Below are 22,334 nucleotides of genomic sequence, written 5' to 3' on the forward strand. Positions count from 1 at the left end.
TCGGTGATCGGGGTCAGGCGGTCGCGGCGGTGGTGGTCCGGAGGCGCTGCACCGCCGGGTCGATGTCCTCGTGCAGGACGGCGTCGACGCGGGACCGGAGGAACGAGGCGCGCATCGATCTGCGCTGGACCTTCCCGCTGGTGGTGCGGTGCACGCCGCGGCGGTCGACCAGCACCACGCTCGGCGCGTGGACGTCGAAGGCCCGGGCGACGCCGAGCCTGATCCGGCGGGCGAGTGCGGGCAGTGTCAGGTCGTCGATCAGCGCGGTCCTGACCTCGTGGATCACCAGCAGCCGCTCGTGCAGCCCGGTGTCGAGCGAGAACACCACCCCGGCGGAACCGGCGAGCGCCGGATGCAGGTCCCGCACAACCTCCTCGATGTCCTGCGGGTACAGGTTGCGGCCGTTGACGATCAGCAGGTCCTTCAGGCGGCCGGTGACGTAGAGGTGCCCGTCGTCGAACACCCCGAGGTCGCCGGTGCGCAGGTACGGTCCGTCGCCGTCGAGGACGGCGCGGAACTTCTCCGCGGTCTCGTCGGGCCGTCCCCAGTAGCCGGCGGCGACGCTGCCGCCGGAGATCCAGATCTCCCCGACCCGGCCGTGCGGTTGCTCCCGGCCGGTGTGCGGGTCGACGATGCGGATGTCGCACCCGAACGGCCTGCCGCTGCCGACCAGCCGGGCGCCGTCCGCCTTCGGGATCAGTTCGTGGCGCTCCAATGCGGCGGCGTCGACGTCGAGATACCTTGGGGCGCAGCCGACCTCGCTGGCAGTGGCGAGCAGGGTCACCTCGGCCATGCCGTACGCGGTCAGGAAGGCGCCCGCCCGGAAACCGACGGGCCCGAGCCGGTCGACCACGGCGTCGAGGGTGCGGGGCCGGATGGGTTCGGCCCCGTTCAGCGCCACCCGCACCGAGGACAAGTCCAGCCCCGCCAGTTGGTCGTCGGGGATCCGGCGGGCGACGAGGTCGTACGCGAAGTTCGGGCCGAGGGTCATGTCGGCGCGGTAGCTGTCGATCAGCTGCAACCAGCGCACCGGCCGTTTGAGGAAGGCCGTCGGCGACATGAACGCGAGGTTGCCGCCGAAGTAGAGCGGCAGCAGCAGCATGCCGATCAGCCCCATGTCGTGGAAGTGCGGGAGCCAGCCGACCCCGGTCGCCGTGTCGTCGGCGCCGTTGGCCTCGGTCATTGCGGCCGCGTTGTGCAGCAAGTTTCCGTGGGTCACCATCACGCCCTTCGGTTCGCTGGTGGAACCGGAGGTGTACTGGAGGAAGGCCAGGGTGCCGGCGTCGAGTCCGGGCAGGCGCCAGTGGTCGGGGTCGCCGAGTTCGGCGGTGTCGGTGGCGGCGACGGAAACCGTGGCGGCGAGCCCGGACTCGCGGATCCACCTGTCGAGCGGTTCGGCGACCGCGGACGTGGTGAGCAGGAGGCGCACGTCGGCGTCCGCGAACATCGTGGCGACCCGCTGCATGCTGCGCTCGTCGTGCGGGACCGGTGCGGGTACGGCGACCACGCCGGCGTAGAGGCATCCGAGAAACACGCGGAGGAAGTCGATTCCGTCGACGTACAGCAGCATCACGGGGTGTGCGGCCTCGGGCCGCGTCGCCAGCCACACCGCCAGCGCGCGGGCGTCCCGGTCCAGTTCGCGGTACGTCACCGTCTCGGCGACGAGGTCCCGGCCGACCTCGCGGTGGTAGACGTAGGACCGGTCGTCGCCGTACGTGGCGACTTGGGCGCGGACGTGTGACACGAAATCGGTAGGCACGGATGATCTCTCCTTCGGGCTTGGACGAGTACGACTCTCGTCCGCGCCGAGGCGGAAACCATCACCCCCAGGGCTGGTTTCGCGCACCCCCGGAGGGGTGAAGGTTTCCGGACCTGGAGGGCTACGTGATGAGGGCGCGTCCCGTTCCACACACCGCGATCGCCCAGAGCACGCTGGTGAACGTGCCGATGATGAATTGTTCCGAGGCGTGCGCCTCGCGCAGTTCGGGGTAGCGGGCCAGTCCCTTGACCGCCAGGACGACGGCGATGCCCTCCGGCCAGGCCGCGAGGATCGAGACGGCGACGGCGGCACGCTCGAGGAGGCCGATGATCCGTCCGCCGCGCAGCGGCCCGGCGTCGGGTGGCGGGTCGGATCCGGCGTCGGGCTGGCGGCGCGCGATGCGGAACGCGGCCAGCACGAGCGGCGCCCCGCCGGTGGTCGCGGCGGCGACGCACAGGACGAGGGTCGCGGCGAGGGCGAACCCGGTGACCGGTGTGGTGGCGGACGCGGCGACCGCCGCGACGGTCAGGGCGAGCACGATCACGATCGGCGCCGCCCACTGTGACATCCAGCGGGGCCCTCGGGGCGCCGCGAGCACCAGGGGTGCGAGCGCGGCGACGCCGAGGGCGATGAGGGCCAGGGTCGTCACGTGTCCGCCTTGCGTAGGAGTCGTTCGGCCAGTCGTCGTCCCGCGGTCTCGACGTGCCAGCCCGCGGTGGAGAGTCGTTGGGAGACGGCCTGCTTGCTGATGCCCAGCGCGCGGGCCGCCTCGGTCTGGGTGGAGCCGCGCCGCATCTGCTCGACGGCCTCGCGGCCCTCCTCGGTGCGGCGCGCGAGGAGGACCGCGACGAGGGCGAGCGCGGTGTCCGCGTCGGCGGCGCCGTCCGGGTCCGGACCCTCGACGGCCACCCGGCCGGGGGCGCTCTTGGCGCGGTCGACGGCGATCCGTGCGGATTCGAACGCGGGGCCGCGCCCGGCCCGGGTCTCGCTGGGGAGGGGTTCCTCGACGGGTCCGGTGCCGATGCCGATGCTCCAGTGTTCGCGTGCGACGAGGTCGAGGGCGAGGTCGACGACAGTGGCCGGGTCCGCGACGACGGCTTGGACCTCGTCGCCGGCGGTCCGCTGGAACGGGCGGACGAGGTCGCGGTGCGCGAACTCGGCGAGGAGTGGGGCGACACGGTCGATGTCGCGGCGGCTGCCGCGCTGGTCGACCGTCAACACGAACATGGGTCAAGGTTAGAAACTGGACACCGTGATGTCAATACTCAAAGCTTGACTTCAATGGTTCAAGGCTGCGGGATTGACTCGTCCTCGGCGGGGCGGTCGACGGCCGGGTCCGCCACCGCGTCACCGGAACCGTCCAGCGGCCGTCGGGAATCCACCACCAGCCCGGCGATTCCGACGGCGATGCACACCGCGGACAGCACCAGGAGTCCCGGCTTCGTCTCCCCGGTGAGCGCGTCGCCGAGCACGACGATGCCGACGGTTCCCGGCAGCACACCGATCACCGTGGCCAGCACGTAGGGGAGCAGCCGGATCGAGGACACGCCTGCGCAGTAGTTCACCACGGAGAACGGGACGAACGCGATCAGCCGCAGCGACCCGACGGCGAGCCAGCCGCGCCGGGCGATCCGCTCGTCCACCCGCCGGATCGTCGGGTTGGAGATGCGCTGCCACACCACCTCCCGGCCGACGGCACGCACCAGGTAGAGGGCGAGGACCGCACTCAGCGTCGACGCCAGCACCGCGATCGCGATGCCCAGCCACGCGCCGAACAGCAATCCGGCACTGAGCGTGAACACCGTGCGGGGGAACGGGAACACCGTCACCACCGCGTGCACGGCGAAGAAGACGAGGGGAAACGCCGGCCCGACGGAGTGCGCCCATTCCCGCACCTGCAGCACGGACGGATGCGGGGCCAGCAGCGCCACGACGACCAGCGCGACTGCCAGTACTGCGACGCCGATCACCCTGCGGTCCCCGAGGCGTCTCTTCACAGGGCACCAGGCTACCCGGGAGACCGGTCCGGGGCGCCGCGAGCGCCGGTCAGGGCAGCCGGCGGCGCCCGGTCACCGTCGCCTCGACGCAGACCCGCCCGCCCGACGTCCCGGCCACCCGCGTCGTCGCCACCGCGCGGCCCGCCCGCACCACGTCCGCGGTGAACGTCGTGTCGCAGTCCAGCGGAACCGGGCGGAAATAGTTGATCCGCACGGACGCGGTGTCCATGTCCGCGCCCTGCCCGCTCAGGGCCGCGCTCGCTGCGAGGTCAGTCGCGCAGGCCTGGACGCCGCCGTGGACGAACCCGAGTTTGTTCGCGATCAGCGGGTTCGCCGGCACCACCACCCGCGTACCGGCGTCCTCGATCCGCCCGCCGATCCAGTCGAGTGGCGCGACCCCCGGTTCCGGGAACTGGGGGAGGGCGCCACCGTCCGGCGGCGGCGCCGGCAGGTCCACGAAGTTGCCCCACAGGGTGCCGGTGGCGATCAGGGTCCCGGCCGCATCGTGGACGCGGGCGGTGGAGGTGCCGCCGTCGACCGTGACCGCGAGGAGCCGGCTCTCCGCCCACAGCGTCGGGCCCCGCCACCGCCGGGGCGTGACGACGTCCATCGACAACTCGGCCGTGACCAGGCCGTCGCGTGTTCCGCGCCGGTCCCACACCGTGAATCCGAGGAGGTCGTCGAGCAGCACGGCGAGGACGCCGCCGTAGGAGATGTCGGCGGTCTTCGCGGCGAGCGCCGAGATGTCCATGCTCATACGATTGAGTGGTTCGCCGCGGTCGTCGACGTCCCGCGTCGGCGCACCGAGCCCGAACAGCCGCTGGGTGTTCGTGCGACCGGTCACCGCCGGTTCGTGCGCAATGCTCATGACCTGAGGTTATTCATCGTGTGGTGATCCTCACGATAGGGGGCGCCGAACTGCGGCTAGCATCACAGTCACACAACGTATTGATCGATCGCTCATCAGGGAGAGGAAGCCGACACCGTGTCACTAGCTTCAGAAACCGAGGAAGCTGCGCGGGCGTACGCCGACTGGCAGCACTCCGTGGCCGGAGTCCTCGCGAAGTCGCGTCGGATCGACGCCGCGGAACTCGGTCCGGAACCCCAGAAGCTCCTCGAGACCGTCACCTACGACGGTGTCACCGTCGCACCGCTGTACAGCCCCCGCGACGAGCGCCCGGAGCAGCCCCTGCCCGGCACCTTCCCCTACGTGCGCGGCGCCGACGCCACCCGCGACGTCAACGCCGGCTGGCTGGTCAGCGCCCGCTTCGGTGAGGGCGCGGAGGCCGCGGACGTCAACCGCTCCGTCCTGGACTCCCTGGAGAACGGGGTCAGCGCCCTCTGGCTCGCCGTCGGCGGCGCCGACCTCCCCGTCCGGTCCCTGGAGACGGCCCTCGACGGTGTGCTCCTCGACCTCGCCCCGCTGACCCTCGACGCCGGCACCGACGCACCGCTCGCGGCGCGGGCGCTGTTCGCGCTGCTCGACGCCCGTGCCGCCGCCGGCGACGGGGTCACCGACCGCACCGCGGTCCGTGTCGACCTCGGCGCCGCACCGCTCACGAGCGCGTTCGCCGGTACCGCCGACGTGGAACTCGGCGACGCGGTGACCCTCGCCACCGAGTCCGCGGCCCGGTCCGAGAGCGTGCGGGCGATCGCCGTGGACGGCACCGCATTTCACGACGTCGGCGCCTCCGACGCCGAGGAACTCGGCGCATCGATCGCGGCGGGACTCGAGTACCTGCGGGCGCTCACCGCGAGCGGACTGACCATCGGGCAGGCCCTCGGGCAGCTCGGCTTCCGGTTCTCGGCCACCGACGACCAGTTCCAGACCATCGCCAAGTTCCGTGCCGCGCGGCTGGTGTGGGCGCGGATCGCCCAGGTGTGCGGCGCCTCCGACTTCGGCGGTGCCCCGCAGCACGCCGTCACGTCCGCCGCCATGATGGCGCAGCGCGACCCGTGGGTGAACATGCTCCGCACCACCCTCGCCGCGTTCGGTGCCGGCGTCGGCGGCGCGGACGCCGTCACGGTGCTGCCGTTCGACTCCGCTCTGCCCGCCGGGGCGCTGGGGGTGTCGAAGACCTTCGCCGCGCGCATCGCCCGCAACACCCAGCTGCTGCTGCTCGAGGAGTCGCACCTCGGCCGGGTGCTCGACCCCGCGGCCGGGTCCTGGTACGTCGAGGACCTCACCCAGCAGGTCGCGGCGAAGGCGTGGGAGTTCTTCCAGCAGATCGAGGCGGCAGGCGGCTACCTCGCCGCACTCGACGCCGGCCTGATCGGCGAACGGATCGCTTCCACCCGCGCGCAACGTGATTCGGACATCGCGCACCGCAAGACCACCGTCACCGGCGTCAACGAGTTCCCGAACCTCGGCGAGGCACCGCTGCCCGCGGGCGCCGCGGACACGGGCCGCGTCGCCCGGTACGCCGCCGCGTTCGAGGCGCTGCGGGACCGCTCCGACGCCTACCTGGCGGCCAACGGTGCGCGCCCCACCGTGTTCCTGGCCCCGCTCGGACCCGTCGCCGAGCACAACGTGCGGACCACGTTCAGCGCGAACCTGCTGGCGTCGGGCGGCATCGAGGCCCTCAACCCCGGCCCCCTCGCGGTCGGTGACGGCAGCATCGCCGCCGCCGCGAAGGACTCCGGCGCCGGCATCGCCGTGATCTGCGGCACCGACAAGCGGTACGCCGCCGAGGCCACGGCCGCGGTGGAGGAACTGCGCGCCGCCGGAATCGGCACCGTGCTGCTCGCCGGCCCGGAGAAGGTCGTCGCCGACGCGGACGGCGCCGCCCGGCCCGACGGATTCGTCACCGCCCGCATCGACGCAGTCTCGGTCCTGTCCGGCCTGCTCGACACCATCGAGAGCCCGAGCGACTCCTCGGGCGACACAGGGAGCAAGAAGTGACTACTCGCGAGGTCAAGCACGCGATCGGCAGCTTCGCCGAAGTGCCACTGGAGGATCCGCAGTCTCCGCAGCCGTCCGCTCCGACGCCGGAGCAGACGGACGAGCTGATCGCGTCCGCCGCGGCGGCGAACCACTACAGCCCGGAACAGGTGGTGTGGTCCACCCCCGAGGGCATCGACGTCAAACCGGTCTACACCAAGGCCGACCGGGACGCCGCCGAGGCCGAGGGCTACCCGGTGGGCAGCTTCCCGGGTGCCGCGCCGTTCGTGCGCGGGCCGTACCCCACCATGTACGTGAACCAGCCGTGGACGATCCGCCAGTACGCGGGCTTCTCCACCGCCGCCGAATCCAACGCCTTCTACCGCCGCAACCTCGCGGCCGGGCAGAAGGGTCTGTCGGTGGCGTTCGACCTGGCGACGCACCGCGGCTACGACTCCGACCACCCGCGGGTGCAGGGCGACGTCGGCATGGCCGGGGTGGCGATCGACTCGATCCTGGACATGCGTCAGCTGTTCGACCACATCCCGCTCGACAGTGTCAGCGTGTCGATGACAATGAACGGTGCGGTGCTGCCGATCCTCGCGCTGTACGTCGTGGCCGCCGAGGAGCAGGGTGTCGCCCCGGAGCAGCTGGCCGGAACCATTCAGAACGACATTCTGAAGGAGTTCATGGTCCGCAACACCTACATCTACCCGCCGAAGCCGTCGATGCGGATCATCTCCGACATCTTCGCGTACACCAGCGCGAAGATGCCGAAGTTCAACTCGATCTCCATCTCCGGCTACCACATCCAGGAGGCCGGTGCCACCGCCGACCTGGAGCTGGCGTACACCCTCGCCGACGGTGTCGAATACATCCGCGCCGGCCTCGACGCGGGCATGGAGATCGACAAGTTCGCGCCGCGGCTGTCGTTCTTCTGGGCGATCGGCATGAACTTCTTCATGGAGGTCGCGAAGCTCCGCGCCGGCCGCCTCCTGTGGAGTGAGCTGGTCGCGAAGTTCGAACCGAAGTCCGCGAAGTCGTTGTCGCTGCGCACCCACTCGCAGACGTCGGGCTGGTCGCTGACCGCGCAGGACGTGTACAACAACGTGGCCCGCACGTGTGTCGAGGCGATGGCGGCGACGCAGGGGCACACCCAGTCGCTGCACACCAACGCGCTCGACGAGGCCCTCGCCCTGCCGACGGACTTCTCCGCCCGCATCGCCCGCAACACCCAGCTGCTGCTGCAGCAGGAGTCGGGGACCGTCCGTCCCATCGACCCCTGGGGCGGTTCGCATTACGTGGAGTGGCTCACCCACCAGCTGGCGAACCGGGCGCGTGCGCACATCGCCGAGGTCGAAGAGGCCGGCGGCATGGCGCAGGCGATCAGCGAGGGCATCCCGAAGCTGCGCATCGAGGAGGCCGCGGCCCGCACCCAGGCCCGCATCGACTCCGGCCGGCAGCCGCTGATCGGCGTCAACAAGTACGTGCCGGACGAGGCCGACGAGATCGAGGTCCTCAAGGTCGAGAACTCGCGGGTCCGCAAGGAACAGCTCGAGAAGCTGGACCGGCTGCGCGCCGACCGGGACTCGGGAGCCGTCGAGGCGGCGCTCGCGGAACTGAGCCGCGCCGCGGCCGCCACCGAAGGCGGCATGGAGAACAACCTGCTGGCGCTGGCGATCGACGCGGCCCGGGCGAAGGCCACGGTCGGGGAGATCTCCGAGGCGCTGGAGAAGGTGTACGGGCGTCACCAGGCCGAGATCCGCACCATCAGCGGGGTGTACCGGGACGAGGCCGGGAAGGTCGACAACATCAACAAGGCAACCGAACTCGTCGAGAAGTTCGCCGAGGAGGAGGGCCGGCGTCCCCGTGTCCTCATCGCGAAGATGGGGCAGGACGGTCACGACCGCGGCCAGAAGGTGATCGCCACGGCCTTCGCGGACATCGGATTCGACGTGGACGTCGGACCGCTGTTCCAGACCCCGGAAGAGGTCGCCAACCAGGCGGCCGACAACGACGTCCACGTGGTCGGTGTGTCGTCGTTGGCCGCAGGTCACCTCACACTGGTGCCTGCTCTCCGGGAAGCACTCGCGGCGGTGGGACGTCCCGACATCATGATCGTGGTCGGTGGCGTCATCCCGCCCGGCGACTTCGCCGAACTGTACGAGGCCGGTGCGGCGGCGATCTTCCCGCCGGGAACGGTCATCGCGGACGCCGCCAGCGGTCTGCTCGAGAAGCTGGCCGCGCAGCTCGGCCACGATCTGACGGGCACCCCGGAATAGCATGGGGCGTCCTCCAGTCGACATCGACGCCCTCGCCCAGGCCGTGCGCGCCAATCAGCGCGCCGGCCTGGCGAAGGCCATCACCCTGGTCGAGTCCACCCGCACCGATCACCGGGAGGCGGCGCAGCGGCTGCTGCTCGAGCTGCTGCCGGAGTCGGGGAAGGCGCACCGGGTCGGGATCACCGGGGTGCCCGGCGTCGGGAAGTCCACGTTCATCGACGCGCTCGGGATGCACCTGATCGGGCAGGGGCACCGGGTGGCGGTCCTGGCCGTCGACCCGTCGTCGACGCGCACCGGCGGGTCGATCCTGGGTGACAAGACACGGATGGCGCGGCTGACCGTCGAGAAGGATGCCTACATCCGGCCGTCCCCGACGTCGGGGACCCTCGGCGGCGTCGCGAAGGCGACCCGCGAGACGATCGTGCTGCTCGAGGCGGCCGGTTTCGACGTGATCCTCGTCGAGACGGTCGGTGTCGGGCAGTCCGAGGTGACGGTCGCGAACATGGTGGACTGCTTCTGCTTCCTCACCCTGGCCCGCACCGGCGACCAGTTGCAGGGCATCAAGAAGGGGGTCCTCGAACTCGCCGACCTCGTCGCCGTGAACAAGGCGGACGGCAAGCACGAGCGGGAGGCAAAGGGCGCCGCCCGGGAACTCGCCGGGGCGCTGCGCCTGATCTACCCGCACGACGCCGTCTGGACGCCGCCGGTGATCACGATGAGCGGTCTCGAGGGTGTCGGTCTCGAGGACTTCTGGAACACCGTCTGCAAGCACCGGGACGTGCTGACCGCGGCCGGGCAGTTCGAGGAGAATCGGCGCCGCCAGCAGGTGGACTGGACGTGGACGATGGTCAACGACCAGCTGCTGCGCCGCCTCGCGTCGAACACGAGGGTCAAGGCGATCCGCGGCGACGTCGAACAGCGGGTGCGCGACGGATCCCTGACGGCGGCGCTGGCCGCCGCCGAGATCCTCGACGCGTTCGACGGTGCGGACGCGTCAGCCGACTGATTTCGCGAAGCGCCCGACCCGGTCGACGAGATCGTCGAAGAACGCGGCCGGGTCGGTGCTCACCGCGACGTCGACGTTGGGTTCCCGATTCCAGTGCCCCACCCAGTCGGCGACCGTGGTGCCCCGGGTGAGCCGGCCGTGCAGTTCGACGTCGACGGTCGCCGGCCGGGTCCGTGCGATCGCCGGGTTCAGTGCCACGGCCGCCGCGAACGGGTCGTGCATGTGCGCCAGGAAACCCTGGTCGTGGGTGCGGTGGAAGTCCATGTAGAACCGGATGGCGTCGGACAGGTGCCGGATCACCGCGTTGCTCGCGGTCGAACGCACGTGCGGGCCGTCGTCGGGGGAGATGATCTCGGCGGGGGTGCTGCCGGCGGCCTCCGCGAGCCGCCGCACGTGGTCCGGTGTCATCTCGATCGTCTCGGTGACGTCCAGCCCGCACAGGATGGGCCGCCTGCCCTCGGGCAGACCGGAGAAGGCGTCGAACACCTCCTTGGCCGCCTCCGGATCCACCGACACGTTCCATTCACTGGTGGGGGTGGTGTTGCCGGGGTGGTTGAACGCCCCGCCCATCACGACGAGGCGTCGCAGCAGCCGGGGCAGTTCCGGTTCCTCGCGGATCGCGAGGGCCAGGTTCGTCAGCGGCCCGGTCACCAGCCCGGTCAGCTCCCCGGGAGCGTCCCGGACCAGGTCCACCCACAGGGTGGTCGCGTCCCGCTCGGACAGCGACCGGCCGGACGGCGGGAGGACGGCGTACCCGATGCCCTGCGGGCCGTGCGTGTCCTCGGTGGTGCGCAGCGGGCAGTCCAGCGGCACCCGGGCGCCGAGCGCCACCTCGACGTCGGGTGCCCCGCACAGCGCGAGCCAGTTCAGATTGTTCGCCGCGACCTGCTCGACGGGCACGTTGCCCGCGGTGCTGGCGATGCCCGCGATCTGGGCCTCCGGGCTGGCCAGCAGATACAGCAGGGCGAGGGAGTCGTCGATGCCGGTGTCGACGTCGACGATCAGCCGCTGGCTGCTCACGCCGTCACCACCGTCGGCCGGTGGTGCACGGGGAACGCGACCGACCGGGCGATGAAGCACTTCGCGTGCGCCCGGGCGTGCAGCGACTCGGCGCGCGCGGCCATCGCCGCCTCCGCGACGGTCACCGTGGGATGCAGCACCACCTCGGTGAATTCGCCTGCCCCGTCCGCGTGTTCGACCATCGAGCCCGTCGGGTCGTCCCGGTAGTCGACGACGACCACACCGGCCGCGGCGGCCAGGCCCAGATACCAGAGCATGTGGCACTGCGACAGCGACGCGACGAGCAGTTCCTCCGGATTCCAGCGGGCGGCGTCGCCGCGGAACGACGGGTCGGCGCTGCCCGGCAGATCCGGTTTGCCTGCCGCCGCGATCACGTGGTCCCGGTCGTAGGTGTCCGGGCCCGACGTCCCCGCGCCGCGGTTGCCGGTCCAGGTGACCGTCAGCGTGTAGTCGTGTGTGCTCACGCGATCATTCTTCACGGCCGCGCGATGAGTTTCGCGGGCGGGCACGGTCTGTTTACGTACAGCACGACACGGCGACCGGAGGAGATGGACATGGCACGGGACACGGCCCCGGACTGGGTCGCGGGGGAGCGGCGCGACCTGGCGTCGATGCTGGCGGGACTGACGCCGGAGCAATGGGACGCGCCGTCGCTGTGCTCGGGGTGGCGCACCCGGGAGGTGATCGCGCACATCACCATGCCGTATCGCCTGTCGACGCCGCGGATCTTGCTGAAGATGGTGAAGGCGCGCGGCAAGTTCAACCGGATGTCGGACGCGCAGGCCCGCGAGGACGCGCGGACCCTGACCGCCGACGCGCTGCTGCGCACACTGGAGGAGAACGTCGCGCACCCGTGGACGCCGCCGGGCGGCGGCTTCGAGGGGGCACTGTCCCACGACGTGATCCACGGTCTCGACGTGTCGGTGGCGCTCGGCCTGGGCAGGCGGGTCCCGGACGACCGCCTCGACCGGGTCCTCGGCGGCGTCGGCCCGAAGCACGTGAAGTACTTCGGCATCGACCTGACGGGCGTGCAGTTGACGGCGGACGATCGCCCCTGGACCTTCGGTGGGGGTGCGCCGCTGCGTGGTTCCGCCCAGGACCTGCTCCTCGTGCTGTGCGGTCGCCGGTTGCCGCCGGGACATCTGAGCGGGGAACCGAGCGCACGGTTCACGGCGCCGGGGTGAGCCCGGGCCAGGCGGGGGCGTCGCCGCCCCAGGGCCGGGCCGGGAACGGGTAGTCGTCGAATTCGGCCAGGGCGGGGCGGGCCGTCACCAGGTCGCCGTGCGTGGTGAGGCAGCGGGGTCCGGGCACCGCCGGCGGCGGCGGATCCTCGGAGCGGCCGTCCGCGGTCAGCAGCCACGCCGCGGTGCGGGCGAGGGACACGTCGACGGAGCGGCCGCGCCCGTCGGTGTACCCGGCGGCGAGGGCGTCGACGATGCCCGCGGCGAGCAGATACCCGGTCGCGTGATCGAGTGCCTGCGCGGGCAGCGCGCCCGGGATGTCGCCGCCGCCCTCGATCGTCGCGATCCCCGACGCCGCCTGGACGATGCTGTCGAATCCCCGCCGGTCCGCCCAGGGACCGGAGCCGCCCCACGCGCACACCCGTCCCCGCACCAGATGCGGTGGGGCGTGGTCGAACAGCCCGTCCAGCGCGCCCGGACGGTAGCCGGTGACGACCACGTCCGCCTCGGCCAGCAGGCGGTCCCACACCGCTCGGCCGGCCGCGGACCGCACGTCGAGCAGCGCGGACCACTTGCCCTGCCCGGTGTCGCGGTGCTGCACGACGATCTCGGGGAGCGACGGCGGATCGATCCGCAGCACCTCGGCGCCGAGCAGCGCCAGCGTGCGGGTGGCGACGGGACCGGCGATCACCCGGGTCAGGTCCAGAACCCGCACCCCCGCCAACGGTCCCGGGCCGGGAACGATGCGGGAGCGCTGCCCGGCGGCGTGCACCACGGTGGTCACGAGGTCGCCCGCCGTGGCGGCCGCCCCCTGCGGGCTCGCCGCCCACTCCGCGGCCGTCCGCACCCGCACCGCGACGGCCTGCGCGGCGGCGGCCCTATCCTCGACCTCGGCAGCGGTGAGGGTCCCGATCCGGGCGGCCACCGCGTCCCGGCCGGCGCCGGCGGACAGGCCGAGCGCCGACAGCAGCCGGGTGCGGTGGTGCGGGTAGTTGGCGTGGGTCCGCACCCAGCCGTCCCACGCCGGAAAGAACCCCGACAGCTCCGCGAAACCGGACACCGGGGCGCCCGACAACCGCAGCAGACGGTCGCTCGCGAACGACGCGGCGATCCGCTCGGGGTCGAGCCGCCACTGCCGGGGGTCGCGGCCGTGCGCGCGGTCGAACCGGTCGACGGCGCCGGTGAGGGCGGTCAGCGAGCCCGCCGCCACCGCGTACACAGGGAGGCGGGCCGCCAGGTAGTCCCCGGCGTGGTCGGGCACCGGGGGAGTCACGGCCCCACGGCGGCGAGCAACCGGCGGCACCGGTCGTGCAACGCGGCACGCAGCGGGGCGGCGCGGGCGGCCAGCGCCGCCTGCTCCCGGACGTATTCGGCGCGGCCGTGCGGGGTCTCGATCGGGATCGGGGTGTAGCCGTATCCGCTCAGGTCGTACGGGCTGGCCCGCATGTCGAGTTCCCGTGCGGCGAGGGACAGTTCGAAGCAGTCGACGGTCAGGTCCGAGTCGATCATCGGCGCCAGCTTGTAGCAGTACTTGTACAGATCCATCGACGCATGCAGGCACCCGGGCTGCTCCCGGCCGAGCTGGTCGGCCCGGGTCAGCGGCACGCTGTTCCGGGGTTCGGCGGCCGGGGTGAAGAAGCGGTACGCGTCGTAATGGGTGCACCGCAGTTGCAGCGACTCCACCACCGAGTCGGTGCCGCCGGCCCCGAGCCGCAGCGGTACGCCGCCGTGCCGCACCTCCTCGGACCGGTACACCATCGCCCACTCGTGCAGGCCGAAGCAGGACAGGTGCGGGGGCCGCCCGCCGGTCGCCTCCATCAGTCGTGCGGTGAACGCGACCGTGTCCGCGCGGCGCCGCAGGAATTCCGGGTCGACGGTGACACCGCCGTCGGTGCGGTGATAGCCGCGCAGGTCGGCGTACTCGTCCGCGCCGGCGAGGACGGTGCCCCACCCGGCGTGCCAGCGGAGCAGCTGGTTCGGCCGGTAGCTGTAATAGGTGAACAGGAAGTCGTGCACCGGGTGGGTCTCACCGCGGTCCCGCCGCTCGAGGTGCGGCCCGATCAGCGCGGACACCCTCGCCCGGTGCCGGTCGCGGCGAGGGATCCATTCCGACGCGTCCAGAACGTTCATCCGATCAGCTCGTTCGCTGTCCCGGATTGACGCCGTTGTTCCGGTGGGTGCCGTCGCGGACGGTGCCCACGTATTCCTCGACGAGGTCCTCGAGGGCGACGATGCCGACGATCTGCCCCGACGGGTCTGCCGCCGCCCCCAGGTGGGAGCTGGCGCGGCGCAGACTCGCCAGTGCCTCCGCGAGCGGGGTGGTGGTCGACATCCGCGGCAGCGGGCGGATGTCCGACCGCGGAATCAGGGTGTCGGGTCCGGCCTCCTCGTCGAGGATGTCGTCGAGCACGTCCTTCAGGTGCAGATACCCGACCAGCGACCCGTCCTCGGCGCGCACCGGGTACCGGGAGTAGCCGGTCTCGACGACGGCCTGCTCGATGGCGCCGAGCCGGGTACCGCCCTCCGTCAGGGGGATGGTCCGTGCCTCGCTCAGCGGGATCATCACCTCGGTGACGGTGCGGTCCGTGGTCTCCAGCGCCTGGGTGAGCCGGCGGTGTTCCTCCGCGTCGATCAGCCCCTCGGACCGGGATTCGCCGATCATCTCGGACAGTTCCACCGCCGACACGGTGACGTCGAGTTCGTCCTTCGGCTCCACCCTCAGCAACCGCAGCGTCAGGTTGGCGCACAGGTTGTAGAACGAGATCAGCGGCCGGGCCAGCTTGATGAACACCAGGTGCACCGGGACCAGCAGCATCGCCGTCCGCTCCGGGCCCGCCAGGGCGATGTTCTTCGGCACCATCTCACCGAGCAGGATGTGCAGCACCACGACGAGCGCCAGCGCGATCGTGAACGCGATCGGGTGCAGCAGCCCGGCGGGCAGCCCGACCGCGTGCAGCGGGACCTCGAGGAGATGCGCGATCGCCGGTTCGGCGACCTTGCCGAGCAGGATCGAGCAGATGGTGATGCCGAGCTGCGCGGCGGCCAGCATCAGCGACAGGTTCTCGCCCGCGAGGATCACGGTGCGGGCGCGTTTCTTGCCCTGCGATTCGAGGGCCTCGAGCCGGTCGCGGCGCGCCGAGATCAGCGCGAACTCGGCGCCGACGAAGAAGGCGTTGCCCGCGAGCAGCACGAACGTGAGCAGCACACCGAAGAGGTCACTCATCGTCGTCCTCCTCGCTGCCGGTGCCGGTGGTCCGATCGGGTTTCGGGGTGAGCAGCACCCGGTCGATGCGCCGGCCGTCCATGTGGGTCACGGTGGCCACCCACCGGCCGCCGGGGTCGTGCGCGCCCTCGGGCAGTGGGAGTTGCACCTCGTCGCCCTCGTCGGGGATCCGTCCGAGTTCGGTGAGCACGAGACCGCCGAGGGTTTCGTATTCCCCCTCGGGGGCGGTGTAGCCGGTGGTCTCGGAGACCTCGTCGACGCGCAGCAGCCCGGAGCAGGACCAGCTGTCGCCGATCCGCTGGACGTCGATCTCCGGTTCGTCGTGCTCGTCGCGGACGTCGCCGACGATTTCCTCGATCAGGTCCTCCATGGTGACCATTCCGGCGGTGCCGCCGTATTCGTCGACGACGAACGCGACCTGCATGCCGTCGGACCGGATCCGTTCCATCAGCGTGTCGCCGTCGAGGCTGGACGGCACCACCGGCACCTTCTGGGCCAGCGTGTTGAGGCGGGTGGTGCGGCGGCGTTGCGCGGTCACCGCGAACGCGTGCTTGATGTGGACGATGCCGACGGCGTCGTCCAGGTCGCCGTCGACGACGGGGAAGCGGGAGAACCCGGTGCGGGCGGCGGTGTCGATCAGATCGGCCACCGTGTCCGTGGTGGACAGGGTCTCGATCTTCACGCGCGGGGTCATCAGTTCCTCCGCGGTGCGTTCGCCGAAGCGCAGCGAGCGGTTGACCAGCAGCGCCGTGCCCTTGTCGATGGCACCGCGCTGCGCGGACGTCCGCACGAGCGAACCGAGTTCCTGCGGGGACCGCGCGGACCGCAACTCCTCGGCCGGTTCGATGCCGAGGCGTCGCACCAGCCAGTTCGCGGTTCCGTTGAGCCCGTTGATGGCCCATTTGAAGATGAGCGAGAACGCGGCCTGCATGCCGGCCGTCGCCCGCGCCGTGGGCAGGGGGTGCGCGATGGCGAGGTTCTTCGGGACGAGTTCGCCGAATACCATCGAGAATGACGTCGCGAGAATCAGGGCGATCACCAAAGACGTTGCCGCGGTAGCAGATTCACTGAACCCGATCGCGGACAGTACCGGAGTGATGAAGCGCGCGAGGACCGGTTCGGACAGGTAGCCGGTGATCAGCGTGGTGATGGTGATGCCGAGCTGGGCTCCCGACAACTGGAACGACAGGGTGCGGTGCGCGTGCTGCACCTGGCGGGCCCGCCGGTCACCGGTGCGGGCGTGCGCGTCGACGGTGCTGCGTTCGAGGGCCGTGAGGGAGAACTCGGCCGCCACGAACAACGCGGTACCCGCGGTCAGGGCGAGAAAGCCGAGCAGGGCGAGAATGCTGAGCGCGATGTCCATCGGTCATCGCCGCCGAGCGGAGGAACGGGGGTCGCCGGGTTTGTCACCCGGCTCGATAGAGGAGCCCTCCGAACCGGCGGAATCGGAGTCCGATTCCACGGAGCAGGAGGGGACGACACTCCCGGAGACGGCGGGTGGAGCGCTTGCTGCGTATGTGGGTGCCGCGGGCACCGGAGTCCTCTCGTTCGGCCTCGACGGCCCGGACGGGTCCGGCGCCGAGAACTGGTGGGGTTGAGCGACCCATGATACCGGGGGATGTCCGGTTCCGTGGAACAGGACACCCTCCGGCACTTCAGGATGCAGTCCTCACCAGCCGGCAGGCAGCGGGCGGCCCTCCGCGAACCCGGCGGCCGACTGCACGCCGAGAACGGCCCGCTCGTGCAGTTCCGCCAGCGTCCGCGCGCCCGCGTACGTGCAGGTGCTGCGCACCCCGGAACAGATGTGGTCGATCAGGTCCTCGACGCCGGGACGCTCCGGGTCCAGGCGCATCCGGGAACTCGAAATACCCTCCTCGAACAGCCCTTTCCGGGCCCGGTCGAACGCGGTGTCGGTGGCGGTGCGCGCCGCGACCGCACGCTTGGAGGCCATCCCGAAGCTCTCCTTGTACGCGTTGCCGGACTGGTCCACGCGCAGGTCGCCGGGCGACTCGTAGGTGCCGGCGAACCACGATCCGATCATCACGTTCGACGCGCCCGCGGCCAGGGCGAGCGCCACGTCGCGGGGGTGACGGACGCCTCCGTCCGCCCACACGTGCGCACCCATCGCGCGGGCCTGCGCGGCGCATTCCTCGACGGCGGAGAACTGCGGCCTGCCCACCCCCGTCATCATCCGGGTGGTGCACATCGCGCCCGGCCCGACCCCGACCTTCACGATGTCGGCGCCCGCGTCGATCAGGTCCCGGGTGCCGGCGGCGGACACGACGTTGCCTGCGACCAGCGGCACCCCGAGATCGGCCTTCTTCAGTGCGCCGAGGACGTCGATCATCTTCTGTTGGTGGCCGTGCGCGGTGTCGACGACCAGCAGGTCGGCCCCGGCGTCGACGAGGGCGCGCGCCTTCGCGGCGACGTCGCCGTTGACGCCGACGGCCGCGGCCACCCGCAGCTTCCCGTTGCCGTCGACGGCGGGCTGGTAGATGCCGTCCCGGATGGCGCCGGTGCGGGTGAGGACACCGGCGAGGGTGCCGTCCGGGTGCACGATCACGGCGAGGGAGTCGTGCGTGCCGTCGAGGAGTTCGAACACCTCCCGCGGCGACGCGGAGACGGGGGCGGTGACGAAGTCGGTCAGCGCCACCGCGCGCAGCCGCGCGAACCGGTCGACGTCCGAGCACGAGGCCTCGGTGACGACACCGACGGGGCGGTCGTCCTCGACGACGACGACGGCGCCGTGCGCCCGCTTCGGCAGCAGCGCCAGCGCGTCGGACACGGCGGCGTCGGGGCCGAGGGTGACCGGGGTGTCGGCGACCAGGTGCCTGCTCTTGACGAAGGCCACGGTCTCCGCGACGGCACGGGCGGGAAGGTCCTGCGGGAGGACCACCAGACCACCACGGCGGGCGACGGTTTCGGCCATGCGGCGCCCGGACACCGCCGTCATGTTCGCGACGACGATCGGGATGGTGGTGCCCGAACCGTCCGCGGTGGCCAGGTCGACGTCGAATCGCGACGTGACCTCGGTGCGGTTGGGCACCAGGAACACGTCGTCGTACGTCAGGTCATAGGGAGGGCGATGCCCGTCGAGGAACTGCACATTTCAGGACGATACCGGGGAAATTGCGGCGACGCCGGATGTCCGCTGGGCCTGCGACCTGGACAGTCCGATCGTGGCCACCACCATCACCGCGACCGAGCAGCCGACCACCACCAGTCCGGGTCCTGCGACCCGCAGGCGTTCGTCGAGGACGGTCATGCCGAGGAACACGGCCGCGAGCGGTTCGGCGATGGTCAGCGCGGGCAGGGACGCGGACAGCGGCCCCACCTGGAAGCCGCGTTGCTGCAGATACACCCCGGCCAGCCCGGCGGCGACCAGCGCCCACGCCTGCCAGCTGCTCAGCACCGCCCACAACCCGCGGGGGAAGAGTTCGACGACGTACTTGGTGAACGCGACCGCCACCCCGTACAGGATGCCTCCCGCCCCGCCGAGCAGCAGGGCCCGCCACCCGGGGTCGATCTTCGTCATCCCCGCCGCGGCCGCGACCGCCACCACGGCGAGCAGGATGCCGAGGGGCACCACCCATTCCCGGAACGGGGCGTCGATGTTCCCCTCGGTGGGGTCGCCGATCACCAGGAAGATCGCGAGCGCCACGGCCAGCGCGACGGCGAGGGCCCACGTGGTGCGGCTGAGCCGGTACCCGGAGAACTTCGCCGACAGCGGCAACGCGAACAGCAGCGCCGTCACCAGCAGCGGCTGCACCACGAGCACCGACCCCAGCGCCAGTGCCACCGCCTGCATGACGTAGCCGCCGCCGTCCCCGACGATGCCGGCCCACCAGCGGGGACTGCGCAGGAGGGTGGACAGGAACGCGGCGTCCTCGGGGACCTCGGACGCCGCACTCTGCTGCGCGACCGACGCGCACGCGAACAGCAGCGCCGCGATCAGCGCGCACACGACCGACGCGAACGGCAGGGACATGCCTCTCAGTGTGCCCCGCGGTTGCGGTGTCCGTGGGGAGTTGACGCAGGTCCGGGTTTCCGGCCGCGGCGCGCACCCGACCGGGCCGCTCCGCCGTCGCCGGGCCTGCCGCGGCGGGCGGCGCGACCCGCGGGGTCGTGCGCCTGCCTGCCCTTCTTCGGGGTGTCCTGCGCCGGCGCCCGGGTGTCCGGGGCGGGGACCGCCTTCCCGGTGGGGCGGCGCGCGCCGGTGAGCTCGGCCAGCACCCGGTCACCCGGCCGCACCGGGGTGCCGGTGACGTCGAGACCGGCCTTGCGGGTCAGCTTCTCGACCGCGTCCCGCTCGTCCTCGGTGACGAGGGTGACCACCACCCCGGACTCGCCCGCGCGGGCGGTGCGCCCCGCCCGGTGCAGGTAGTCCTTGGCCTCGGTGGGCGGATCGACGTGGACGACGAGCGTGATGCCGTCCACGTGGATGCCGCGGGCCGCCACGTCGGTGGCCACCAGGACCGGGGTGGTGCCGTCGGCGAACGACTCCAGGGTGCGGGTGCGGTTGTTCTGCGCCTTGCCGCCGTGCAGAGCCCCCGCCGCGACGCCGGCGGCGTGCAGTTCCTGCGCCACCCGGTCCACCCCGTACTTGGTGCGCACGAACATCAACGTCCGGCCGGATCGTGAACCGATATGTGCCACAACGGAATACTTGTCCTGCCGGTCGACGTACAGCAGGTGGTGCCGCATCGTCGGCACCGCCGCCGCGGCCGGCGCCGTCGAATGTGTCACCGGGTCGTGCAGGTACCGGCGCACGAGGGTGTCGACCTCCCCGTCGAGGGTCGCCGAGAACAGCAGCCGCTGACCCCCGGCCGGCGTCTTGTCGAGGATCGCCGTGACCTGCGGCAGGAACCCCAGGTCGGCCATGTGGTCGGCCTCGTCGAGGGCCAGCACCGTCACGTCGTCGAGGGACACCGAGCCCTGCGCCAGGTGGTCGGCGAGGCGCCCCGGCGTCGCGATCAGCAGGTCGACACCCCGCGACAGCGTCTCGACCTGCCGTTTGATCGGAACCCCGCCGACGACGTTCGCCACCCGCAACCCCACCGACAGGGCCGGCTCGTCCAATGCGCGTTCGATCTGCACAGCCAGTTCGCGGGTGGGCACCAGCACGACGCCGCGCGGGTACCCGCGCCTGCTGGCTGCGCCCTTGAGCCGCACGAGCATCGGCAACCCGAACGCGAGGGTCTTCCCCGACCCGGTCGGTGCCCGGCCCAGCACGTCCCGGCCCGTGAGGACGTCGGGAATGGTGGCCGCCTGGATCGGGAACGGCGCGGCGATGCCGCCGCGGTCGAGGGCGTGGGTCATCACCGCGGGGAGACCGAGCGCGAGGAACGTCTCACCCACCGGTGCGGGCGAGGCGGACTCGTCGTCGGGCATATCCAGAAGGCTACCGCCTCCGCGGTGGGGTATTCGATGGCCCGGCCTTGGGCAGGCCACGGCGCGGCCCGGCCGTGACACACCTGCGGTATGCCACGGCCGGGGACGGTCGATCGGGGAGGGTCAGGCCTGCACTTCGCTGCGGTCACCGCTCCAGAGGGTGTGGAACTTGCCCTCGGCGTCGACCCGCTCGTAGGTGTGGGCGCCGAAGAAGTCCCGCTGCCCCTGCGTCAGGGCGGCGGGCAGCCGCTCGGCGCGCAGGGCGTCGTAGTAGGACAGCGAGGACGCGAACGCCGGCACCGGGATCCCCAGCAGGGTGGCGGTGGACACCACGCGGCGCCAGCTGTCGATGGCCGTCTCGATGGCATCCCGGAAGTACGGGGCGAGGATCAGGCTCGGCAGCTTCGGGTTCTCGTCGTACGCGTCCTTGATGCGGTTGAGGAACCGGGCGCGGATGATGCAGCCGCCACGCCAGATGGTCGCGAGGTCGGCGGGGTGCAGGTCCCAGTCGTATTCGGCGCTGCCCGCAGCGATCTGGTCGAACCCCTGCGCGTACGCCACGACCTTCGACGCGTACAGGGCCTGCCGGATGTCCTCGGTGAACTGGGCGGCGTCGGCGGGCTTGTCGGCCAGCTGACCGGACGCGAGACCGACCGCGGCCTTGCGCTGCTCGCGGGCACCGGACAGGGCGCGGGCGAACACGGCCTCGGCGATGCCGGTGACCGGGACACCGAGGTCGAGGGCGGACTTGACGGTCCAGCGGCCGGTGCCCTTCTGCTCGGCGGCGTCGACGATCACGTCGACGAGGGCCTTACCCGTCTTCGCGTCCTTCTGCCGCAGCACCTCGGCGGTGATCTCGACGAGGTAGCTCTCGAGGTCGCCCGCGTTCCACTCGGTGAACACGTCGGCGACCTGGTCGGCGTCGTAGCCGAGGGCGTCGCGGAACAGGTTGTACGCCTCGCCGATCAGCTGCATGTCGGCGTACTCGATGCCGTTGTGGACCATCTTCACGAAGTGCCCGGACCCGTCGGGGCCGATGTGCGTGCAGCAGGGGGTGCCGTCGACCTGCGCGGCGATCGACTCGAGCAGCGGGCCCAGGGCCTGGTAGGACTCCTTCGGTCCGCCCGGCATGATCGACGGGCCGTTCAGCGCGCCCTCCTCGCCGCCGGAGATGCCGGCACCGACGAAGTGCAGGCCACGGTCCCGGAGCGAAGCCTCGCGCCGGATCGTGTCCGTGTACAGTGCGTTGCCGCCGTCGATGATGATGTCACCGGGCTCCATCGCCGAGGCGAGTTCCTCGATGACGGCGTCGGTGGGGTCGCCGGCCTTGACCATGATCAGCACGCGGCGCGGCTTCTGCAGCGCTGCCACGAACTCCTCGATCGTCTCCGTGCGGACGAAGTCGCCTTCGCTGCCGTGCTCCTCGATGAGGGCGTCGGTCTTGGCGATGCTGCGGTTGTGCAGCGCGACCGTGTGACCGTGCCGGGCGAAGTTGCGGGCGATGTTCGAGCCCATGACGGCCAGTCCCGTGACGCCGATCTGCGCGCGGGCACCCTCAGTGTTGTCGATAGTCATGGATACAGCATTCCCTCTC

At 71.6% G+C, this 22,334-nt stretch carries 20 protein-coding genes; 5 read left to right on the top strand and 15 right to left on the bottom strand.

Annotation, left to right across the window (positions count from 1 at the left end):
• Nucleotides 1-13: 13 nt before the first annotated feature.
• The 5 genes from P3H15_RS25890 to P3H15_RS25910 all read right to left on the bottom strand — a co-directional run bounded on the left by P3H15_RS25890 (nucleotide 14) and on the right by P3H15_RS25910 (nucleotide 4,624).
• Nucleotides 14-1,759: a fatty acyl-AMP ligase gene (locus P3H15_RS25890; RefSeq protein WP_276139850.1), complete on the bottom strand. Its 1,746-nt coding sequence runs from the start codon at nucleotides 1,757-1,759 to the stop codon at nucleotides 14-16.
• A 121-nt stretch (nucleotides 1,760-1,880) separates the two neighbouring features.
• The gene (locus P3H15_RS25895) at nucleotides 1,881-2,408 is read right to left on the bottom strand and encodes a hypothetical protein (protein ID WP_276139851.1); all 528 of its coding nucleotides are present in this window, start codon (nucleotides 2,406-2,408) and stop codon (nucleotides 1,881-1,883) included.
• Nucleotides 2,405-2,986: a hypothetical protein gene (locus tag P3H15_RS25900; RefSeq protein ID WP_276139852.1), complete on the bottom strand. Its 582-nt coding sequence runs from the start codon at nucleotides 2,984-2,986 to the stop codon at nucleotides 2,405-2,407. Before P3H15_RS25900 ends, P3H15_RS25895 begins: the two co-directional genes overlap by 4 nt.
• A 59-nt stretch (nucleotides 2,987-3,045) precedes the next feature.
• Nucleotides 3,046-3,756 (bottom strand): TVP38/TMEM64 family protein, encoded by a 711-nt coding sequence (locus P3H15_RS25905; RefSeq protein ID WP_276139853.1) that lies wholly within the window; start codon nucleotides 3,754-3,756, stop codon nucleotides 3,046-3,048.
• A gap of 49 nt (nucleotides 3,757-3,805) precedes the next feature.
• A complete protein-coding gene (locus P3H15_RS25910; protein WP_276139854.1) occupies nucleotides 3,806-4,624 on the bottom strand; it encodes a PaaI family thioesterase in 819 nt (272 codons plus the stop codon).
• Nucleotides 4,625-4,741: 117 nt separating this feature from the next.
• Here P3H15_RS25910 and P3H15_RS25915 point away from each other — a divergent pair, with 117 nt between their 5' ends.
• Genes P3H15_RS25915 through meaB form a run of 3 tightly spaced genes read left to right on the top strand, consistent with a single transcriptional unit; the run spans nucleotide 4,742 to nucleotide 9,925 of the window.
• A complete protein-coding gene (locus P3H15_RS25915) occupies nucleotides 4,742-6,658 on the top strand; it encodes a methylmalonyl-CoA mutase family protein (RefSeq protein WP_276139855.1) in 1,917 nt (638 codons plus the stop codon).
• Nucleotides 6,655-8,919 (top strand): methylmalonyl-CoA mutase, encoded by a 2,265-nt coding sequence (scpA, locus tag P3H15_RS25920; RefSeq protein WP_095860589.1) that lies wholly within the window; start codon nucleotides 6,655-6,657, stop codon nucleotides 8,917-8,919. Before P3H15_RS25915 ends, scpA begins: the two co-directional genes overlap by 4 nt.
• A gap of 1 nt (nucleotide 8,920) precedes the next feature.
• Nucleotides 8,921-9,925, top strand: a complete 1,005-nt coding sequence (meaB, locus tag P3H15_RS25925; RefSeq protein WP_095860588.1) for a methylmalonyl Co-A mutase-associated GTPase MeaB — start codon at nucleotides 8,921-8,923, stop codon at nucleotides 9,923-9,925.
• Here meaB and P3H15_RS25930 read toward each other — a convergent pair.
• Both P3H15_RS25930 and P3H15_RS25935 read right to left on the bottom strand, forming a co-directional pair.
• Entirely contained in the window at nucleotides 9,914-10,945 is a 1,032-nt protein-coding gene (locus P3H15_RS25930; RefSeq protein ID WP_276139856.1) for a nucleoside hydrolase, read from the bottom strand. The two genes, meaB and P3H15_RS25930, sit on opposite strands and share 12 nt — an antisense overlap.
• On the bottom strand, nucleotides 10,942-11,409 hold the full coding sequence (locus P3H15_RS25935; RefSeq protein WP_276139857.1) for an OsmC family protein: 468 nt from the start codon (nucleotides 11,407-11,409) through the stop codon (nucleotides 10,942-10,944). The genes P3H15_RS25930 and P3H15_RS25935 overlap by 4 nt, the downstream gene beginning before the upstream one ends.
• 90 nt (nucleotides 11,410-11,499) lie before the next feature.
• Between P3H15_RS25935 and P3H15_RS25940 the strand changes: the two genes are divergently transcribed.
• Nucleotides 11,500-12,129, top strand: coding sequence for a maleylpyruvate isomerase family mycothiol-dependent enzyme (locus P3H15_RS25940; RefSeq protein WP_276139858.1), 630 nt, complete (start codon nucleotides 11,500-11,502; stop codon nucleotides 12,127-12,129).
• On the opposite strand, the gene P3H15_RS25945 is transcribed toward P3H15_RS25940, so the two are convergent.
• From P3H15_RS25945 to P3H15_RS25960, 4 genes are read right to left on the bottom strand one after another with little or no spacing between them, the layout of a single operon-like run.
• On the bottom strand, nucleotides 12,113-13,399 hold the full coding sequence (locus P3H15_RS25945) for a CoA transferase (protein ID WP_276139859.1): 1,287 nt from the start codon (nucleotides 13,397-13,399) through the stop codon (nucleotides 12,113-12,115). The two genes, P3H15_RS25940 and P3H15_RS25945, sit on opposite strands and share 17 nt — an antisense overlap.
• Nucleotides 13,396-14,256: a 3-methyladenine DNA glycosylase gene (locus tag P3H15_RS25950; protein WP_276139860.1), complete on the bottom strand. Its 861-nt coding sequence runs from the start codon at nucleotides 14,254-14,256 to the stop codon at nucleotides 13,396-13,398. The genes P3H15_RS25945 and P3H15_RS25950 overlap by 4 nt, the downstream gene beginning before the upstream one ends.
• Before the next feature lie 4 nt (nucleotides 14,257-14,260).
• Nucleotides 14,261-15,349, bottom strand: a complete 1,089-nt coding sequence (locus tag P3H15_RS25955; protein ID WP_072942022.1) for a hemolysin family protein — start codon at nucleotides 15,347-15,349, stop codon at nucleotides 14,261-14,263.
• Entirely contained in the window at nucleotides 15,342-16,712 is a 1,371-nt protein-coding gene (locus tag P3H15_RS25960) for a hemolysin family protein (RefSeq protein ID WP_276139861.1), read from the bottom strand. The genes P3H15_RS25955 and P3H15_RS25960 overlap by 8 nt, the downstream gene beginning before the upstream one ends.
• Between P3H15_RS25960 and P3H15_RS25965 the strand changes: the two genes are divergently transcribed.
• Nucleotides 16,705-16,947, top strand: a complete 243-nt coding sequence (locus P3H15_RS25965) for a hypothetical protein (RefSeq protein ID WP_276139862.1) — start codon at nucleotides 16,705-16,707, stop codon at nucleotides 16,945-16,947. The two genes, P3H15_RS25960 and P3H15_RS25965, sit on opposite strands and share 8 nt — an antisense overlap.
• 71 nt (nucleotides 16,948-17,018) lie before the next feature.
• Here P3H15_RS25965 and P3H15_RS25970 read toward each other — a convergent pair whose 3' ends face one another.
• From P3H15_RS25970 to gndA, 4 genes are all read right to left on the bottom strand, one after another.
• A complete protein-coding gene (locus P3H15_RS25970) occupies nucleotides 17,019-18,455 on the bottom strand; it encodes a GuaB1 family IMP dehydrogenase-related protein (protein ID WP_276139863.1) in 1,437 nt (478 codons plus the stop codon).
• Between the two features lie 3 nt (nucleotides 18,456-18,458).
• Nucleotides 18,459-19,337 (bottom strand): DMT family transporter, encoded by an 879-nt coding sequence (locus tag P3H15_RS25975; protein ID WP_276139864.1) that lies wholly within the window; start codon nucleotides 19,335-19,337, stop codon nucleotides 18,459-18,461.
• Nucleotides 19,338-19,342: 5 nt separating this feature from the next.
• Nucleotides 19,343-20,740, bottom strand: coding sequence for a DEAD/DEAH box helicase (locus tag P3H15_RS25980; RefSeq protein ID WP_276139865.1), 1,398 nt, complete (start codon nucleotides 20,738-20,740; stop codon nucleotides 19,343-19,345).
• Nucleotides 20,741-20,863: 123 nt separating this feature from the next.
• On the bottom strand, nucleotides 20,864-22,315 hold the full coding sequence (gndA, locus tag P3H15_RS25985) for an NADP-dependent phosphogluconate dehydrogenase (RefSeq protein ID WP_276139866.1): 1,452 nt from the start codon (nucleotides 22,313-22,315) through the stop codon (nucleotides 20,864-20,866).
• Nucleotides 22,316-22,334: the final 19 nt, after the last annotated feature.

The sequence above is a fragment of the Rhodococcus sp. T2V genome (assembly GCF_029269925.1).
Lineage (GTDB): Bacteria > Actinomycetota > Actinomycetes > Mycobacteriales > Mycobacteriaceae > Rhodococcus_F > Rhodococcus_F koreensis.

What these genes read in the sequence shown, in the direction of transcription:
- P3H15_RS25900 (WP_276139852.1), bottom strand. Translation starts at nt 2,986, where the DNA reads ATGTTCGTGTTGACGGTCGACCAGCGCGGCAGCCGCCGCGACATCGAC.
- P3H15_RS25910 (WP_276139854.1), bottom strand. Translation starts at nt 4,624, where the DNA reads ATGAGCATTGCGCACGAACCGGCGGTGACCGGTCGCACGAACACCCAG.
- meaB (WP_095860588.1), top strand. Translation starts at nt 8,921, where the DNA reads ATGGGGCGTCCTCCAGTCGACATCGACGCCCTCGCCCAGGCCGTGCGC.
- P3H15_RS25940 (WP_276139858.1), top strand. Translation starts at nt 11,500, where the DNA reads ATGGCACGGGACACGGCCCCGGACTGGGTCGCGGGGGAGCGGCGCGAC.
- P3H15_RS25950 (WP_276139860.1), bottom strand. Translation starts at nt 14,256, where the DNA reads ATGAACGTTCTGGACGCGTCGGAATGGATCCCTCGCCGCGACCGGCAC.
- P3H15_RS25955 (WP_072942022.1), bottom strand. Translation starts at nt 15,349, where the DNA reads ATGAGTGACCTCTTCGGTGTGCTGCTCACGTTCGTGCTGCTCGCGGGC.
- P3H15_RS25965 (WP_276139862.1), top strand. Translation starts at nt 16,705, where the DNA reads ATGTCCATCGGTCATCGCCGCCGAGCGGAGGAACGGGGGTCGCCGGGT.
- P3H15_RS25960 (WP_276139861.1), bottom strand. Translation starts at nt 16,712, where the DNA reads ATGGACATCGCGCTCAGCATTCTCGCCCTGCTCGGCTTTCTCGCCCTG.
- P3H15_RS25975 (WP_276139864.1), bottom strand. Translation starts at nt 19,337, where the DNA reads ATGTCCCTGCCGTTCGCGTCGGTCGTGTGCGCGCTGATCGCGGCGCTG.
- P3H15_RS25980 (WP_276139865.1), bottom strand. Translation starts at nt 20,740, where the DNA reads ATGCCCGACGACGAGTCCGCCTCGCCCGCACCGGTGGGTGAGACGTTC.
- gndA (WP_276139866.1), bottom strand. Translation starts at nt 22,315, where the DNA reads ATGACTATCGACAACACTGAGGGTGCCCGCGCGCAGATCGGCGTCACG.